General features: G+C 40.0%; 16 protein-coding genes. 4 read left to right on the top strand and 12 right to left on the bottom strand.

The window, feature by feature from the left end; all coding sequences use genetic code 11:
- Positions 1–10: 10 nt before the first annotated feature.
- The 4 genes from G4P69_RS25110 to G4P69_RS25095 all read right to left on the bottom strand — a co-directional run bounded on the left by G4P69_RS25110 (position 11) and on the right by G4P69_RS25095 (position 4,243).
- On the bottom strand, positions 11–943 hold the full coding sequence (locus G4P69_RS25110; protein ID WP_208341148.1) for an Npun_R2821/Npun_R2822 family protein: 933 nt from the start codon (positions 941–943) through the stop codon (positions 11–13).
- Between the two features lie 90 nt (positions 944–1,033).
- Positions 1,034–2,062 (bottom strand): Npun_R2821/Npun_R2822 family protein, encoded by a 1,029-nt coding sequence (locus G4P69_RS25105; RefSeq protein WP_208341147.1) that lies wholly within the window; start codon positions 2,060–2,062, stop codon positions 1,034–1,036.
- A gap of 15 nt (positions 2,063–2,077) precedes the next feature.
- The gene (locus G4P69_RS25100; protein WP_208341146.1) at positions 2,078–3,034 is read right to left on the bottom strand and encodes a glycosyltransferase family 10 domain-containing protein; all 957 of its coding nucleotides are present in this window, start codon (positions 3,032–3,034) and stop codon (positions 2,078–2,080) included.
- Positions 3,035–3,040: 6 nt separating this feature from the next.
- Positions 3,041–4,243: a glycosyltransferase gene (locus G4P69_RS25095; protein WP_208341145.1), complete on the bottom strand. Its 1,203-nt coding sequence runs from the start codon at positions 4,241–4,243 to the stop codon at positions 3,041–3,043.
- Between the two features lie 425 nt (positions 4,244–4,668).
- Here G4P69_RS25095 and G4P69_RS25090 point away from each other — a divergent pair, with 425 nt between their 5' ends.
- A complete protein-coding gene (locus G4P69_RS25090) occupies positions 4,669–5,418 on the top strand; it encodes an FkbM family methyltransferase (protein ID WP_208341144.1) in 750 nt (249 codons plus the stop codon).
- 41 nt (positions 5,419–5,459) lie between these two features.
- On the opposite strand, the gene G4P69_RS25085 is transcribed toward G4P69_RS25090, so the two are convergent.
- From G4P69_RS25085 to G4P69_RS25065, 5 genes are all read right to left on the bottom strand, one after another.
- Positions 5,460–7,646: an ABC transporter ATP-binding protein gene (locus G4P69_RS25085; RefSeq protein ID WP_208341143.1), complete on the bottom strand. Its 2,187-nt coding sequence runs from the start codon at positions 7,644–7,646 to the stop codon at positions 5,460–5,462.
- Positions 7,647–7,767: 121 nt separating this feature from the next.
- Positions 7,768–8,925 (bottom strand): glycosyltransferase family 4 protein, encoded by a 1,158-nt coding sequence (locus G4P69_RS25080; RefSeq protein WP_208341142.1) that lies wholly within the window; start codon positions 8,923–8,925, stop codon positions 7,768–7,770.
- Positions 8,926–9,003: 78 nt separating this feature from the next.
- Entirely contained in the window at positions 9,004–10,044 is a 1,041-nt protein-coding gene (locus tag G4P69_RS25075) for a glycosyltransferase family 2 protein (protein WP_208341141.1), read from the bottom strand.
- A 17-nt stretch (positions 10,045–10,061) separates the two neighbouring features.
- Positions 10,062–11,054 carry a hypothetical protein gene (locus G4P69_RS25070; protein WP_208341140.1) on the bottom strand — a complete coding sequence of 331 codons (993 nt, stop codon included), beginning with the start codon at positions 11,052–11,054 and terminating at the stop codon, positions 10,062–10,064.
- Positions 11,055–11,352: 298 nt separating this feature from the next.
- Positions 11,353–11,985 (bottom strand): Uma2 family endonuclease, encoded by a 633-nt coding sequence (locus G4P69_RS25065; protein WP_208341139.1) that lies wholly within the window; start codon positions 11,983–11,985, stop codon positions 11,353–11,355.
- 165 nt (positions 11,986–12,150) lie between these two features.
- Here G4P69_RS25065 and gloB point away from each other — a divergent pair, with 165 nt between their 5' ends.
- Positions 12,151–12,924 (top strand): hydroxyacylglutathione hydrolase, encoded by a 774-nt coding sequence (gloB, locus tag G4P69_RS25060; RefSeq protein ID WP_208341138.1) that lies wholly within the window; start codon positions 12,151–12,153, stop codon positions 12,922–12,924.
- A gap of 79 nt (positions 12,925–13,003) precedes the next feature.
- On the opposite strand, the gene G4P69_RS25055 is transcribed toward gloB, so the two are convergent.
- Positions 13,004–13,621, bottom strand: coding sequence for a Uma2 family endonuclease (locus G4P69_RS25055; RefSeq protein ID WP_208341137.1), 618 nt, complete (start codon positions 13,619–13,621; stop codon positions 13,004–13,006).
- A gap of 259 nt (positions 13,622–13,880) precedes the next feature.
- On the opposite strand from G4P69_RS25055, the gene rplI reads away from it, so the two are divergent.
- Entirely contained in the window at positions 13,881–14,339 is a 459-nt protein-coding gene (rplI, locus tag G4P69_RS25050) for a 50S ribosomal protein L9 (protein WP_208341136.1), read from the top strand.
- Positions 14,340–14,588: 249 nt separating this feature from the next.
- Positions 14,589–17,012, top strand: coding sequence for a replicative DNA helicase (gene dnaB / locus G4P69_RS25045; protein WP_208341135.1), 2,424 nt, complete (start codon positions 14,589–14,591; stop codon positions 17,010–17,012).
- 57 nt (positions 17,013–17,069) lie between these two features.
- On the opposite strand, the gene G4P69_RS25040 is transcribed toward dnaB, so the two are convergent.
- Positions 17,070–17,594 (bottom strand): FKBP-type peptidyl-prolyl cis-trans isomerase, encoded by a 525-nt coding sequence (locus tag G4P69_RS25040; protein ID WP_208341134.1) that lies wholly within the window; start codon positions 17,592–17,594, stop codon positions 17,070–17,072.
- Between the two features lie 96 nt (positions 17,595–17,690).
- The gene (locus G4P69_RS25035; protein ID WP_208341133.1) at positions 17,691–18,014 is read right to left on the bottom strand and encodes a phasin family protein; all 324 of its coding nucleotides are present in this window, start codon (positions 18,012–18,014) and stop codon (positions 17,691–17,693) included.
- Position 18,015: the final 1 nt, after the last annotated feature.

Below are 18,015 nucleotides of genomic sequence, written 5' to 3'. Positions count from 1 at the left end.
ACTACTCTAGCTACAGCTTAGCTTTGATTTGTCGCAACTGATTCTTCAAGTTATCCATTGTTTGCTGCCATTGACTTTTTTTCACTGGTTCTGGGAAAATAGCTTTAGGTATATCAGGATTAAGATTGCGATAATATTCCCAAATATCCCAGTAAGGACAACCAGGTTCAATCCTAATACCTGCCCAGTGGAGATATTGCAAGGGTTGATTCACAGAGGAATCTATCAGTAGATTTCCCTGTTTCTGAAAATGAGGAGTTCCTCCCCAATTTCCTGGTGCTTGTCCTTTCCTGCGGACAATGTTGAAGCGGCGCTTAATCCGTTTCAGGAGCATATAATTGATAATTGGCTGGTCAGAGGTTTTTTCAGAAAAGTCGAAGTACTCTGGATGTGCTGCACACTCAGCAAAAACTTCATACAAATCCTGTTCTGAGACTAAATTTTTCTTCGATCCCCAAAAACCACCGTTGAAAATATCCCTCACTTCGTCTTCTGTAAAGACTTCTTCTTCTATGACTTTGGGAGTGAAGACGTTTTTGATTCCTCCTAGATGTTGATAATCGCAACAAATGAAATCTACGTGATCTAGATATTTAAGATTGTCAATGATTTTTTCAAAAACAACTATATCAGTATCTATATACAAAAACTCTTCAAATGGTCCAAACCAACAAGCTTGCTTACGAAACTGATTAGGACGAGCAAAAAATTTACTCCCAAAAACTTCATGTAACTTATTGGCTAAACGGTCGATAAAATCTAAGTCTTCGTAGAGTTGTACTCCGTAATGTTCCGCAAGGGTGTTGGCAATGTTGTGATAATTGTCATCATATGGTATCATCACGATTGGCGTTTCTGAATCGTGCAATCGAATACTGTTAAGTAGCGCGATCGCATGATCTGTCACTTTATCGTTAGCAATAATATAAATTCCGCGACTCATTTTCCCCTCCAGTTATTCAGTTATCAGTAAACAGTTATCAGTTATCAGTGTTTAAGGCGTATAGTGGGCGTGTTAATTGATTCGGTCATATTAACTTTTGACTTTTGACTTTTGACTTCCGCAGAGCGGTGCTAATCCTAACTTTCTTAAAATCCGTGTAGCTAAATTCGGCGGAGCGTTATAAGCTTTCCCCTTAGTTGTAAAATGAGGTCGCTGTTGTGGTTCATGCAGATAGCGGTAATATAAGAAAATCTCTCGATAAGGAAAATCTATATTATTTCCTGCGCAAACTTTAGTAAATAAATCGCTTGTTAAACCGATATAATGTATATAAGTTAAACGCTTGTCCCTATCATACAAGATGTGAGCTTGTTCCTCAAAATGAGATGAAGTCACACAGCAGCCTGTAATCTCATTCTCTGGTAATTCCAAAGCTAAATTACAACTTTTGATATCTCCTTTAATGACCATATAGTTTAAAATTGGTTGATCAGCAGACATCGTATATAAAACCTCTGCTTCTCCCTCCCGCAGTTTGCTAAGTAGCCAATCTCTTTTTTCTTGATTAAATAACCCCTTTTTAGCTGCGTAGAAGCCAGAACAAAATATTTTGGACTTGATTTGCTCTGGGGTAAATAATTCTAATAATTTAGGCGAAGATACATCATAAACGTGAGCTAAATCTTTGTACTGAAAGTCATAAGTAACCCAGTCGTAGTCATTTAACCGATGGAAGATTGGTGTGAGTGGTTGCTGAAGTAAAGTATCAGCGTCCATGTACACGAAACGATCAAAAGGAGCATCAAAAGCGCAAAAGCGTCGATGAGCACCGAAGCGGTGGTATTTCTGGCTCCCAATTTCTTGCCATTTTTTCTGAGCGGTGGGATGGGTATCCCAGACATCTCGAAAAAACTGATCCCATCGCTGTATGGAATCTTGATCGTTGTATAGCTGGACGTTTGGACGTTTGGCGATTTCAGCAGCAATTTTGTCTACATTATCGTTATAGGGATAAACACAGACAGGTGTTTGTGCACCCTGAATTGCCTCTATACTATTGAGTAAAGCAATCAGTTGGTCGTAAACGCGGTCATTGGCTAGGGTACAAATTCCATCCATGATAAAAATTGAGAACTAGAATTTGGTAACGTATTCAGAAAGCCAGTTGAGTAGGTTGAGTTTGTGGAGAATAATTTGTCTTGCTTCTTTGATCGCATCCTTGGCTTGATACCAAGCATCAGGAGTAGCAATCACTTCTTTTATATACGCAATTCCTTTTTCGTCCAAGCTTGGAATCCGCAAAAAGCTACCTGGTGGTAATAATTTATCAGCAGCCGAGCCTCCATAGTAAATTGGTAAACACCAAGCGAGCAAAGAATCCCATAGCTTTTCGCTCACGTACCAACTGTTACCAGCGTAATTTTCAACTGCTAAGTTGTAATAATACGGAGCCATCCCGTACCATTTATGGCTAATTTCTCCAAATTTCTGCGCCCATTCAGGTAAATCGCGTCCATACAAATCAAACTTAACACCGCTGTCTTGTAGCGATCGCAAAAACGCCAAACGCTCACGATGGCTAGCAGTGCGATTAATTCCAGAGGTAATCCAACTGCACATTTCCACCTTTTCTGGAGGTGGCATTTCATTAAAATCGCGAAATGAGTTAGAATGATACCATATAGCTGGCATATAATCAGGAGTAGGTGCAAAATCATCTGGTCCAGAAACGTAACCGCAATATTTTTCAGCTTCCTGGTAATTTCGCTTAGTACTTTCAACTATTTCATCCAACGGTGGTTCGCGTAGCAAATAAATCACCCTCTCTTTAGAAACGCCACGCAAAAGAGAGTTAATATCTAATTCTAAAGGTTGCTGCTTTCTCCGACGAAAGCGATCGCGCCAGGAGTTATAGCGGATAGGTTGCGGAAAGTTAAACTGATAGAATAAAAGGAAATCTGGCTTTTGTGCTTGTGCTAATACTTGGATATTTGCCCACTTCCCAAAAGGATGGGGAGTTTGTTGCCATAGCCAATCAATATAATTCAACCCAGAATACCCAGACACCATTCCTACTATTTTTCTGCTCATAAATTCCTAATTCACTATTGGTGGACGGAAAGATACATCTAGATAACTAATAATTTTCTTCGTTCGCTCTTCCCAAGAAAACTGACGGGCGAAATTTATACTTTCCGTATAACCTTCTGTTTTTCTGGGATATGTTTTCAAGACATACTCGATACATTCAGCGAATTTATAAGGATTATCTGGTTCACACCACCCAGCAATTAAAGGAGAGTCTTTAAAAACCATTAAAGGTGGAATCTCTGTGACTGCTATTGGAGCTCCCGCAGCCATGTATTGAAAAAACTTGACTGGATTTGTGATATCTGCTGCGGTACCCGAAAGGTGAGGGTGAGCCAAAATATCTGCTGCTTGTAGCAAACTAACTAATCTTTCTCGTGGTAGTATCCAGCCTAAAAATTTAATATTTTCCACCTGATTATCTTTAGCTAGCTGCTGATAGGCTTGTACTTGTGAATCCTTACCACCTGTGACTGCAAACAAAATTTCTGGCAATTGCTTAGCAACATCAATCAACAGATCGATTCCTTTAAAAGGATACAAAGCACCTGAATAAACAATCAAGTGTTTATATTTCTCTGTGAGCAATTCTTTCCGCCATTGTTGAGCAGCTTCCGGTTGTCTGACTAAAAAGGATTGCTCAAATCCGTTATAAATCCAAACAACTTTTTCTGATGGCATTCCGCACTTTATCAGGCTTTGTCGGACTGGTTCAGATTGGGTGATAGCAATTTGAAAAAATGGACTGTTAACAATCTCTGGTTCAAATAATAGTTCTTGAAAGTAGTGACGTTCGTAGATAACTGGAATTTGATGTTTGATGGATGCTTTAACAAAATTCCAATCTCTGGTATGGACAACTTTTGTATGACGCCGGAGATGAAGAGGTAAATAATACTTGGTTGCTATTGTACTAGAATTAGTTAACTTACCTTGGATTCTATCAATAGGCCAAGGCATAGGTAAAGGAGCAACTTTTAATTTTTTCTGGGCATTATAAAATTCTTTAAACTCAGCATCTGGCTGTCTTGGTTGAAAAGGAAAAAACCATCTTACAGGATTTAGCGCGTTATTTCCCTTATCTGGATAAACCAACACCGACGAGTAACCTAAATTAGCTGCTGCATTAGCGCAAAGCACATCATGAATTTCGTGAGCTGTATCAGGTTGTAATGTTATTCTGTCTGTATAATAAATATATTTATCTTTCATCTTGTATTTTTTGTAAGGTTTGTTATATCTAACCCTTGACGCAATAATTTAGGATTCCTATATTCGATCAATTTAACCTAACATGTACTGATTCCCCTAGAGAAATTTCACTGATACGGTGTCTCTTATTTTACCGTTTATATAAATTACAACACTGATATTGCCGTTCTGTCTTCCTCATTGCTGAATTTCGAGGAAATAGCAGCACTTTACACCTGACGTACCATCGACGCAAGGTCAAATTTTGAAGGTTTTAGCTTGACTTTCTCCCCGAGAGTTATAAATTGACTCTACTAGTCCCTTACTTACCCCAGATTGTTTCACAAAACTTCTTGATTGACAAGATAATAACTTGACGAAAAAGATGATAAAGTTTATACCGGAAATACATTTGCTTTTTCTTTTAAAGACTATAAATTTAAACTATGAAGAAAGCCCTCAGAAATTTTACTCGCAAATTTGGAATAGATATTGTTAGGTATTACCCTACACCTGAAGAAAGAGCAAAAGCAATAGACTTTGATAGTGAGAATTCTAGCTTTTTGAAGTTGTTCACATTGAATTCTATAGATTTAGTCTTAGATATTGGGGCTAATACTGGACAATTTGCTATTGATTTCTTTCGAACAGGATATGATGGCACAATAGTATCTTTTGAACCATTATCCTCTGCCTATTCTGAATTAGTAGCAGCTAGTAAACTATATCCTGATTGGATAGTAGCAGAAAGATGTGCAATAGGTGATTTTAACGGAGAAATTGAAATCAATCTTTCTAAGAACCCTCAAAGCAGTTCTATATTACCTATGCTACAGTCACATCTAGATGCTTCACCAAATTCTATTTACGTGGGTTTGGAAAAAGTGAAGATTTATAGACTGTCAGATATAGCTGAACAGTATGTAAAAAAAGCTCAAGCAACTTTTCTGAAAATCGATGTCCAAGGCTTTGAAGATAAGGTATTATCTGGGGCAGTAGAAATTCTACCAAAGATTAAAGGAATACAATTAGAAATGTCTTTGGTTCCTCTATATCAAGGTGAGACATTGTTTGAGGAAATGTTGAACAACATGAAAACAATAGGATTTAAGCTGTACAACATATATCCAGGATTTACGGATTATCGTACAGGAAGAATGTTACAATGTAACGGTATCTTTTTCAGAGAAGATTAAAAACCTGTAGCATCTTCTCCCGAAAATGCGGTTCGTTATATCTAATCCTTGAGGCTATTTTCAAACTCGCTTAGAACACCCATTGTTTTAATTGCAGAATCATAAGCCATCTGAGCCAACTCATTTTGCTTTGTGGGTGTGTCTATCGAATTATCGACTAGCGAAGACAGAGAAGTAAGGGTGGGTTCGATATATGTCCGCAAATCATCACAGATTTGAGAGGATGTTTCTTTTGTAGCATTATCCTCAAAAACATCAATACTATTGAAAAGTCTTACGGTAGATTTGTGGGATTCCGCAATTAATTCTCGCCTTTCTTCGAGGTTGTCTATTGTTGGATCAAGTAATAAGCGTAAAGAACCAATTATGGAATTAAGTCGTGTCCGCATTTGCAGAGAAAGGCGGAGTAAGTTGTGATGAGCTTTGGTAGCAGCTTCGGCTTGTTCTGCAAATTGCATTGAGTATAGACGTGAGTAGTAACCACCTTTTTGTAAAAGTTCTGCGTGGGTTCCTACTTCTACGACATGTCCTTGTTCTAACACCGCAATTTGGTGAGCTTTTTGCACGGTGGAAAGACGATGAGCAATCACCAATGTGGTACGATCGCGACTAAGGTCATCAATCGCAGCTTGTACTAATCGTTCGGAAACAGTATCTAACGCACTGGTTGCTTCATCAAGAATCAGAATTTCTGGATCTTGTAGTAATGCGCGCGCGATCGCTAATCTTTGTCTTTGTCCACCAGACAACATAACACCGCGATCGCCAATCAGAGTATCAAATCCTTGGGACAATTTGCTAATAAACTCATAAGCATTTGCCCGCTTTGCTGCTATGATAATATCCTCTTCAGTTGCTTCTGGTCGTCCATAAGCGATATTGTTTCGCACCGAATCGTTAAATAGAAAAGTCTCTTGACTGACAATCCCCATCGCTTGTCGTAGCGACTTGATACTAAACTCACGCAGATCAACCCCGTCGATGGTAATACAACCCGAAATCGGATCATAGAATCTGGGTAAAAGATCTGCTATTGTGGATTTACCTGCGCCAGAACTACCCACTAAAGCAAGCGTAGTACCACGAGGTAAAAACAAATCTACATCCTTGAGGACTAACTTCTCATGACTAGGGTAGGCAAAGGATATATGGTTAAAATGTACACCTTTGTGTAATTCTTTAAAATAGACGTCACCCTGCTTCATTAACGGCTTATTGTCTCTGCTGAGGAAGTCAGTTATGAGAGCTACGCTAGAACTGGTATTAGCAAAGCTACTACGAAGAATATTCATCTGAGAAATAAATGGGATAAGTCGTAGTAGTACCAACAAATATGTCAGTAGGACAGTGGAGAGAGAATTTAACTGGTTTGCAAATAACGTGCGACTTAAAAGGACAATCAACAGTAAAGCGGTGATACCTGTGACTTCGCTTAAGGGCGCGATCGCTTCACTATAAATCTGAGACTCAAAATCTGCTCTTTCACGAGCCCGAATTAACTGTTTAATCCGTTCATATTCTCTGTCTTCATTTCCAGTTGCTTTTACCAAACGAATTCCACTTAATGCTTCCAGCACAGCAATTGAATAAGCTTTTGACATCTCCGAGAGTTGATGACCAAAATCTTTTGAGCGAGAAATAGCAAACTGATTAACCAGCGTGACGAAAGACAGTAAAACTGTAGAAGCCAGAGTTAATTGCCAAGAAATCGACAGCAACAAAGCAATAAAAACTAAGATGGTAATTGCAACAATAACTGTTTTGATAACATTACCTATCGCACTAGCAGCGCGAGCAATTTCTCCACCCAAGCTATTGATTAAATCACCAACTCTTGTTTTAGAGTAATAATCTATATCTACTTGTAGTAAAACTAGTATCCCTGCTTCTCGCATGTCCGACGTTAGCATTCGTGTTAAAGAACTCGATGCTAATGTACTGGCATAGGTGGCGAAATTTTTTAAAATGATTGTGGCTATAATTGCTCCTGTCATTACCCAGATGCGGTAACTTTCTGGAATACTATCAAAGGGAGTCATAATCACTTTGAGAACAGGTGGCGCATTGGTTAAATTCACCTCCTGTCCCACAATTTTGAGAATCACTGGTACAATCAGTGCTGTGCCGACACCGTTAAATAAAGATCCAGAAAACCCCAACAATATCGTTAGCAGAATCCAACCTGGATAGGGTTTAGCAAATCTCAGTAGTAGTTTGCTTGTTGACATCGGCAATTTTCACCACAATTTACTAATTAAGTACTTAATCCACATTGTTTCCCCTCTCCCCCGCTCACTGACTTTTGACTTTTGACTTTTGACTTTTGACTTCCCCGCAGGGGTTGCTCCCTCATAACTTCCCCATCACCTCAGCCAGAGTAGAAGCCATAGTATCTGTACTATATTTTTCTATACATCTTAATCTTGCTTGTTTACCTCGTTCATTTGCTGAATCTAGATTTTCAAAGATCAATTGAATTTTTTCTGCTATTTGCTCAGGAGAAGCGGGGTTAACTAAATAACCCGTTTCCGCCAATATTTCTGGAATATCACCTACTCGCGTTGATATTACAGGTTTAGCCATTGCCATGCCATCTGTCAACTTTAAAGGAAATTGAGCATGAGCAATTACCGTATCTCTCTGGGGAACAACTACAATGTGAGCCGCTGCGACAACTTCAGGCATTACATCTACAGGAAACTTTGGTAACTTAATAATCCAACGTCCCCATTTTTTCATCAGTTGCTCATCATAGTTATCGTATGGGTTACCACCTACAATCACAAGTCGTAAATCCGACTGATTCAACTTATCTAAAGCTAATAGTACATCTTCAACCCCTTTATGAGGTCGTGGTGCACCTGGAAACATCAGAATTCGATACTCAGAAAGACCATAAGTCTTACGGCTAGCTACTGGGTTATACTTATCAGGGTCAAATAAGGAAGTATCTTTACCATTAGGTAAATAAACTCCCCCAAAACGTTCTTGGAGGAATTGAGTGTCAATAGTCAGCGCATCTGCTTGCTTGACAAAGCGTTCCATCAATTGCAGATAAAGTGGATGATCAGGAAATTTTAATGCACCATTCTGTTTAAAAATATCTCGATAAAGCTGCTTAGGAGTCGGACGGTATTTCCACTCAAAGCCTCCATACCAGCTAAGTTCCCAATCATCCATATCCAAAAGTAAAGGACGGCGATTAATGAATTTTTTCAATAGAGACAGGCCAAAACTTGTAAACTTTGGTTTAACTGCATAAATAATATCTCCATGCAATTCTTCGAGAAGTTTCTGTCCATATTTAAAAAATTCAGGGTAATTTTTCCCAGGGAAAGAAACTATGGGTATTTGTTCAGGTGGAATAGCAAACAGTTCCTTACCAAACAAAAACCCGGCAATTTCTACTTCATAATCCAGCTTTTTCAAAACTTGACCAAGTAAAAATGCGCGAATTGCTCCTCCTCCAGATAAATCACTAACAACTAATGAGACTTTTGATTTCATGGGCATGGGGCATGGGGCATTGGGCATGGGGCATTGGGCATTGGGTATTCAGGACTGAGATCTACTCGCTTGAAAGTGTCATTTCTTCTCCACTGCTACCGGCTCCCCATTAGCTACCCTCGATGTCAATTTAGACAAAAAAGCTATCACTTTTTTAGAGCGTGGTCCTCGGTATTTTTCATAAAGTAAAAAACTAGGAATAACTAATCTTGTAATATAAATTAATTTAAGTAAAGATGTGTGATAAATTTTTATTTTGTTATTTAAGAAATATAAAGGTGGCTTGATCATTTTTATAAGCCGGGTGAAATTATCTTCTTCTTTTTCTCTGATGGCTTCTTTCACCAAGAAATCAATACCAACTTGAGATAAAGGAATTAACTCTTGGTGTTTACCGCATACAGTTTCATAGAAGAGAATATAATAATTTTTCATGTAAGACCAACTGTTAGTTCTATTAGTCTGATGTTTCGTATAATATGCTCCTACCATAGGTGTGTAAATAAAATTCACGCCAGCAACAAGTAAATCTATGCAAAAGTCCCTATCCTGCAAAGCTTTTAACTTTTCATCAAACATTTTTTTCTGAAAAATGCTTCTGTGCATAAGTAGACACTGCTGGAGCAAAGGAAATGGAGAGTCAGCCAAGAAGTCAGGGATTAGTAATCGCTGAATCAATTCCTCTGTTGTTAAAGAACCAACAATATTTTCCTGCCTTTGAGTGATGTTTCCTTCCCTATCTATAAATACTCGTTCATAGTCAGTGTAGAATGCTGTATTTTCCTGACGCGATTCACTGACATGACTTAATTGAAACCTAATTTTATCTTCGTGAATCCAGTCATCTCCATCTAAAAATTGAATCCACTCACCTCGCGCCTTTGGAAAGCCGTAATTACGAGCCGACGAGACTCCGCCATTCGGTTTATGAAAGTAACTAACTCGTGAATCTAAATTCATCAATCGCTTAGCTACCTCTTCCGTATTATCGCTAGAGCCATCGTCTACGATAATGCATTCTAGGTCAGTAAACGTTTGCGATAGTACGCTTTTTACGGAGCGCTCTAGGTAGCTTGCTTGATTAAAACAAGTAACAACAATGGAGACGAGTGGAGTCATTGATTAAATCTTTTTCATTAACTGGCAGGAGTAGGAATTTTGATAGAGATGTTAGCACATTGCAGGTAATATTTTAAAAGGCTTATGTATACCCGATCCATTGCTGGAAGTTGATATTTCATCTCAGGTAGATTATCCGTTGAACCCCAGATAACAGGGAAAGGATTCGGTTCCCATACCACTATGTTTCCTTGAGAATCATAGCTGTAATCAAAAGCCATAAAATCAAAGCCTAACGCTTTACGTGCCTTTTGCAATATGTTATGATTGGGGTCTTCACCAGTAAAATAGGCAATTTCCTCTGCTATTTTAAAGACACGGTGTTTGTTGTCGCGTACTTCCCAAGACGGAGAAAGCATCAAAGGACCTGGAATACCTTCATCTCCCACAGCGAAGTAGCGGTACTTACGATACAAGCCATCTTCTGATTTAGTATCAATAAATTCTACAGCGATTGGGGCAATAAATTTGTCAAATGGTACATTGTGTAAATCTTCAGGTTTTTGGATGAAAAAGGTTTTACTACCATGTACCCAATCTTCACGAATAAAAAAGGGAGTTGATAATCCTCCTAGGTTTTCTTTGAAAGCTTCTACATTGGTGATTGATACTATTTCAGCAGTACGAATTCCTGCACTGCGAATTAGCTTTGATGCAACTGATTTAATTGAGTTTGAAAGCAGATCAACGCGGTTTACGATACTTATGTTGTGTTCTTCGCATTGTGTTTCTAATTGCTTTACATAATCGTAAATATGCGGAAATCTTTCTTTAAGGGGGTCTTGAAGCCAAGGAAGAAATAGGGCGTAACGCTCCCAGTTAGTAATCTTACAAGGTAAATAATGAAGTTCAAATAACTGTGCTGCTTCTGGGACTTTTTGACTAATCCAATAAAGAAAATAGTCATTGTATGTTGATTGATGGTCTGATTGTCGCACAACTAGTATGCGTTTTGGATAACGAACGTTGTTAACAAAATCCTTAATTGTTTGTCGTAGTTGATTGTACATATAAAATTGATAAATGGGCATGGGGCATAGGGCATGGGGCATCCCTTCGGCTTCGCTCAGGGCAAGGGGGCATAGGGCATGGGGCATGGGGCATGGGGCATAGGGCATTGGATTTACTGCTTCCCCTGCTCCCCGGGGGAAACCCCACCTTCCCCTTTTATTTATTTAACCCAACACGTACTGATTTACCCAGAGAAATTCTACTGATAAATTGTTTCTTATTTTACATGCTCACAAATTTGTTTCGCTGGCTTTACCCTAAATTTTGCAGCTATTGTAGCAGATTACACCTTGATTGTCATTTTCCTAATTGCTGTTTGAGATCGCGGATAGCGGCGCTGCTGTTGCGTTCATAGGTAATTTGAACACAACGGGCGATTATGCTTTGCAAATCAAATTCTGGGAAATAGCGACTGTGAGTGCAGAGTTGGTAATCTGCTCCTTGTAACTGATAAATCAGTAATTGCTGCTTCTTGAATAGCCAAATCTCAGGAACGCGATAGGGAAGGTAATCTCGTTCATCAGAGTAGCTAGTGACATCAATTTCGATGACTAAATCGGGTGGAGGATCTTGTCGCCAGTCAATACGTTTTTTGCCAGAAATGGCTTGCCAATTGTCGATATAGAAACAATAATCTGGCTCAATCCCACTTTGGTCTGGTAGTTCCATTGTCACTGGTGTGAACGCATCATACTCACGGCGATCATGATCTAACAGGGTTTTAACAATATCTGATATTAAGTTAGCGTCTCGACCATGTATAGGCAAAGGCGACATCAGCAAAACTTCTCCAGGGCGATATTTTATACGTGGAATTGAGCGATCGCCACGCTGCTGACAAAGATTTTGATAGTCCTGCCAGCTAGCAAGCAAGCGCACTACAGATCCAGGAGGTAATACGAGCCTTTCTGTAGAAACAAGGGCAAACATGGCAGAAGCTTCCTTAAGTATTTCGTTAGATTCCCTTTTTTCAAGTTCCTAGGAGGAAGAGAATTTAACCTAGCTCCCTATTATAGCAGTGAGGCTAAAGCCAATCGCTATAGCATTTGTGTAACGATAAGCAATGAGTGTTTAACGTCTGAGGAAGAACAGCAAATGCAAGTAATTCGTCTGGAAGCACTATCAGATAATTATATATTTCTGCTACACGATGTAAAGCAAAATACCGCCGCTGTTGTTGATCCAGCAGAAGCAGAACCAGTTTTAAAAAAGCTGAAAGAATTAAAAGCAGAATTGGTCGCAATTTTCAACACGCACCATCATCACGATCATGTAGGGGGTAATAATCAGCTAATACAACACTTCCCTCAACTAACAGTCTATGGTGGAGCGGAGGATAAAGGGAGAATACCAGGACAAAAGGTGTTTTTGCAACATGGCGATCGCGTCCACTTTGGAGATCAAATCGCCGAAGTTTTCTTCATCCCTGGACATACCCGCGCTCACATCGCCTACTACTTTCCTCCAATACAGTCTGGTGAAACAGGCGATTTATTCTGTGGTGACACCCTATTTGCTGGTGGTTGTGGTCGCTTATTTGAAGGGACACCACAGCAAATGGTAAATTCTTTGAGCATACTGCGATCGCTACCTGATAATACACGCGTCTGGTGCGCTCACGAATACACTCAGAAAAACCTACAATTTGCTCTCACCGTCGATGGTGGTAATACAGATCTCCTGAGCCGATATGATCAAGTCAAAGCATCCCGCAGTCGTTCTGAAGCAACAGTTCCCTCTTTGCTAGGCGAAGAAAAGCTTACAAATCCCTTTTTACGTTGGGATCAACCAACATTGCAATCTGTTACAAACAGTCACGAACCAGTGCAAACCTTTGCACGATTAAGAGGGATGAAAGATAAATTTTAGCTGAATCGGTCAAAAACCCCACATTTCACCCCCATTGGGTAAGTGTGGGAAAGTCAATCCCTGCTCAGCCTTGCTGTTTCTATAAAGCACCATTGAAAATCTGATTAGCAGTCAGTTTCAAATCTGGAAAAGTAGTCGATCTAATGAGTTCTGAGTTTCTAAATTGAGCGACTTGATATTCCCCATCAACTAGATGATAAATAGAAATGGTTGGTTGTTTGGGATTACCAATAAATTTTCTCGCTCCCAAAGCTGCATAATCGACGATCCAGTATTCAGGAATCTTCATTGCTTCGTAATTCCCTAATTTAGTGTAATAATCGTCTTCCCAGTTTGTACTCACGACTTCGATAATCAAAGGAATGGACTGACTTTGAGTCACAGTAGATTCTTTTTCCCACAATTCCTCGTTGTGTAAATTAGCATCGTTGATTAAAACGACATCTGGGGAATAACCCGATGATTTTCTCGGTGGTTTTACTAATGCGGTTTTGGGAATAAAGTATGGCAACTTCAAGCGCTTATATTCAACGGTAATTTCCCCTGCTAAAAATCCTATAACTTTTTCATGTTTTCCACTAGGCTGAGGCATTTCAACAATTATTCCGTCGTGTAATTCGTAACGCTTCCCCGTGTTTTCCGGTAGCCATTCAATAAATTCTTCAAAAGTGTATAGTTTGGGTAAAGCTTGAGCCATATCAAAACCTCCGCTTGTTTTAACTTTAACATTTCGAGCTTGGGGACTGATTAGCCCAGATTTCTTCCGGCGAAGATTTACGTTTAACAGACTAAATAGGTATAATAGAACCTTTGGCAGATCATGAAGCTGGGTAGTGGTTGCAATCTCTCCCTGCTTTTCGCTACGATTTGTAAGCTTTTTGCTATCGAATGTAAATTATCCTGCCCTTACCCAAGAAGGGTGAAGTTTTACAGTAAACACAGAAAAACAAAGAACAATGCCGAAACGTGTACAGTTAGTTTTAAATCAAGATGTCTACAAGTTGGGAAGATCTGGCGACTTGGTAGATGTAGCTCCAGGTTATGCTCGTAATTATTTGCTCCCCAAAAAATTGGCAACTCACGCCACTGCTGGTATTCTTAAGCAAGTTGAACGTCGTCGTGAACTAGAACGACAACGCCAATTAGAACTCCAGCAACAAGCTCAAGAACAAAAAGCTGCTTTGGAGAAAGTCGAAACTCTTACAATTGCTAAGCAGGCTGGTGAAGCTGATGCTATTTTTGGTACTGTCACCGCTCAAGATGTCGCAGATGCAATTCAGCAAGCTACTGGACTAGAAGTGGATCGTCGTGGCATCACTATACCTGATATAGGTAAGCTCGGTACATACACAGCAGAAATCAAGCTCTTCTCTGATGTGACTGCTAAAGTCAATATCCAAGTTGTGCCTAGTTAGAGGGAGCAGGGAGCAGGGAGCAGGGAGCAGGGAGCAGGGAGCAGGGGAGCAGGGGAGCACAGGAGAAGAAATGACACTCCTAAGTGAGTATATCCTCAGATCTTAACACCCAATGCCCAATGCCCCATGCCCCATGCCCCATGCCCTATGCCCACTAAAGACGTTGCGGTGCAGCGTCTTTTTTTGTATTGGGGGGGAAGATTTTGGACTATAAGGGAAATAAGCTCTAAAATCTAATATAAATTATTTATGACTGAAGAACTAAACTTTCACAGCAATAGTAGCGATCAGCTACCTCCTCAGAATATTGAAGCCGAAGAAGCTATATTGGGAGGAATTTTACTAGATCCAGAGGCGATTAGCAGAGTCAGCGATCGCTTAGTTCCAGAGGCTTTTTACATTAGCGCGCACAAAGAGATTTATCAAGCAGCGTTGCGTCTCCACGGGCAAGGTAAACCCACAGACTTACTTTCTCTGACAAGTTGGCTTGCGGATCAAGATCAACTTGCGCGCATTGGTGGGAGAAATAAATTAGCGTCTCTAGTAGATCGCACAGTTTCAGCGATCAACATTGACGCTTTAGCAGGATTAGTGATGGAAAAATACCTGCGGCGTCGGTTAATTAAAGCAGGTAATGATATTGTACAACTAGGTTATCAGACAGAAACCGAGTTACCGCTTGTCCTCGACCAAGCAGAACAAAAAGTTTTTGGTGTTACTCAGGAACGTCCGCAAGCAGGTTTAGTACACATTTCCGATACCTTGATTAATACTTTCCAGGACATTGAAACTCGCCATCAAGGTATCGCCTTACCAGGTATCCCCTGCGGGTTTTATGATCTAGATGCTATGACGAGCGGTTTTCAACGATCTGATTTAGTGATTGTTGCTGGTCGTCCATCTATGGGAAAATGTGTAGCTTACGATACAGAAATTGTTTTAGCTGATGGTTCTATTTGTACCATTGAAGAAATTTTTCATCGTCGTCAAGCAGAGTTACTAACATTAACGGATGATTGGAAATTTTCCATGACTCAACCATCTGCATTTGTGGACGATGGAGTAAAATTTGTTGTGCGTGTCACAACTGCTTTGGGACGATCTGTAGAAACAACAATCACTCATCCATATTTAACTGTTAAAGGCTGGCAACGGTTAGAAGAACTAAAAGTCGGTGATAAAATTGCTGTACCGCGCAAAATAGATGTATTTGGGAACAAAACAATCCCCGAGAGTGAAGTTAAATTCCTAGCGGATAGTTGCTTGACTGGGGAGAAAGTTGTTCCTAAGCAGATATTTGAACTAGAGCGATCGCAAGTTTGTTTATTCCTCAATCGCCTATTTGGCTCAGATAAATGGGTAAAAGTGCTGACCAGTGGTAAAGTACAACTAGGGTCTTACTCAGTTAGCGAAAAACTAGCCCGACAGTTACAACATTTATTACTACGATTTGGCATTATAGCTGCTCTTAAGCATACACACAGGGAAGTTTGGCAACTAGATATTACAGATACCCACTCAATTCAAATATTGTTCTCAGAAATTGGGATTTTTGATAAACAAGAAGCAATATTTCAAAATACATATCAAACAAATCGCGACTTAATTTCTGTCGTTGCTCGATGCGATGATATTAAAGGTAAGAATTCTACTTCAACTGTGGAACGAGTTATAGATTTACCAACAGCTTTAAAAAACGTACCACTTCAACCAGCTGCGCACAGGATTGACGATTGGGGATTGGGATTAGGGAGTAATTACTCCGAACAAGGACAAAATTCTTTTCCAGTACCCAGTACCCAATCCCCAATCCCCAGTACCCAGTACCCAATCCCCAGTACCCAGTACCCAGTACCCAGTACCCAGTACCCACTTAGTGATATTTATTGGGATGAAATCGTATCTATTGAGCCAATAGGATATAAACAAGTTTATGACTTAACAATTCCAGTGACACATAATTTTGTAGCGAATGATATATGTGTTCACAACACAGCGTTTTGTTTAAATCTTGCTCATAATATAGCGTCTCTGTATAAATTACCAGTTGCCATTTTTAGTTTAGAAATGTCAAAAGAACAATTAGTGCAGAGGCTATTAGCAAGCGAAGCAGGAATTGAAAGTGGTTATTTGCGGAGTGGACGCATCAGCCAAAATCAATGGGAGCCTTTAAGTCGTGCTATTGGTATGCTCTCAGAAATGCCAGTTTTTATCGACGATACGCCTAATATTACAGTAACAGAAATGCGTAGTCAAGCAAGGCGTTTGCAAGCCGAGATAGGTTCAGAACTTGGATTAATTATTATAGATTACTTGCAATTGATGGAAGGGGCAGGTGATAACCGTGTGCAAGAACTATCAAGAATTACTCGAAGTATAAAAGGGTTAGCGCGTGAATTATCCGTCCCGATAATTGCTTTATCTCAGTTAAGTCGAGGAGTTGAGTCCCGTACAAATAAACGTCCAATGCTCTCTGACTTGAGAGAAAGTGGAAGTATAGAACAAGATGCGGATCTAGTGATCATGCTCTACCGGGATGAGTACTATAACACCGATACCCCTGATAGAGGAATTGCTGAAGTCATCATCGCTAAACACCGTAATGGTCCCACTGGTGTTGTTAAACTTTTGTTCGATCCACAATTTACAAAGTTTAAAAATTTAGCTAAATAGAGTTAGGGCATGGGCTGCTCCCCATGCGCTATGCCCTATGCCCCATGCCCCAATAAATTAACTAGCTTTCAACAGTTCTACATCAAAAATCAATGTGGCGTTGGGTGGAATCACACCGCCAGCACCACGAGCGCCGTAGCCTAACTCTGGTGGAATGATTAACTTACGTTGACCACCAACTTTCATGGTGCTTAGTCCTTCGTCCCAGCCTTTGATCACTTGTCCAGCGCCGAGAGTGAATTGGAAGGGGGTACCGCGATCGCGTGAACTATCAAACTTTTTCCCATTTTCTAGAGTACCGGTGTAGTGAACCTCAACCGTTTGTCCAGATTGAGGAGTCTCACCAGTGCCCTCCTTAATGTCAACATACTTTAATCCAGAAGGCGTAGTAACGACATTCTCATTAGACATTTTTTTGCTCGCAATTAGGGTATTGTTTTCCGTTACAGTTATAGACTCTGGTCTAGTTTCGGTGAACACATTAGCAACGGCGGACTCTTGTTTACCACCACTGATTTGTGCTACTACCAAAACCACAACACACAGTAGCATGAAACCCATGCTTAGTAAAATCGCTTTCAAATTCAGTTCTCCTTTATTCAGTTATCAGTTATCAGTTATCAGTTATCACCCCACGATACACCTTGATCACTGATAACTGTTTACTGTTCACTGATTTTAGCGCCAAAGCTTATTTTCTAGATCGCGCACCTGACGTTCTAAGCGGTCAATTCTACCACGTAGTTCATCCACTTCAGACTGGCGAGGAACACCCAATTCCTGCATCATATTCCGCAGTTGGCGTTGCATTTGTGCATCCCAGTTTCCTTGCTCTGACTTTATCTGTTGAACAAAATCGTCCATCACCGCCTTGGCTTGCTCAGGATTCAGCTTACCATCCTTAACTAATTCGTCACTGACTTCCCGCATTTTATCTGCTACTAAGGATGTTGTCCCGATACCTAGCATTAATAACTGTTTCATCCAGTTGTTGTTATCCATA

This window comes from Aetokthonos hydrillicola CCALA 1050 (assembly GCF_017591665.1).
Lineage (GTDB): Bacteria > Cyanobacteriota > Cyanobacteriia > Cyanobacteriales > Nostocaceae > Aetokthonos > Aetokthonos hydrillicola.
The sequence above is the reverse complement of the archived record's forward strand: the minus strand, read 5'-3'. Positions and strand labels throughout refer to the sequence as shown.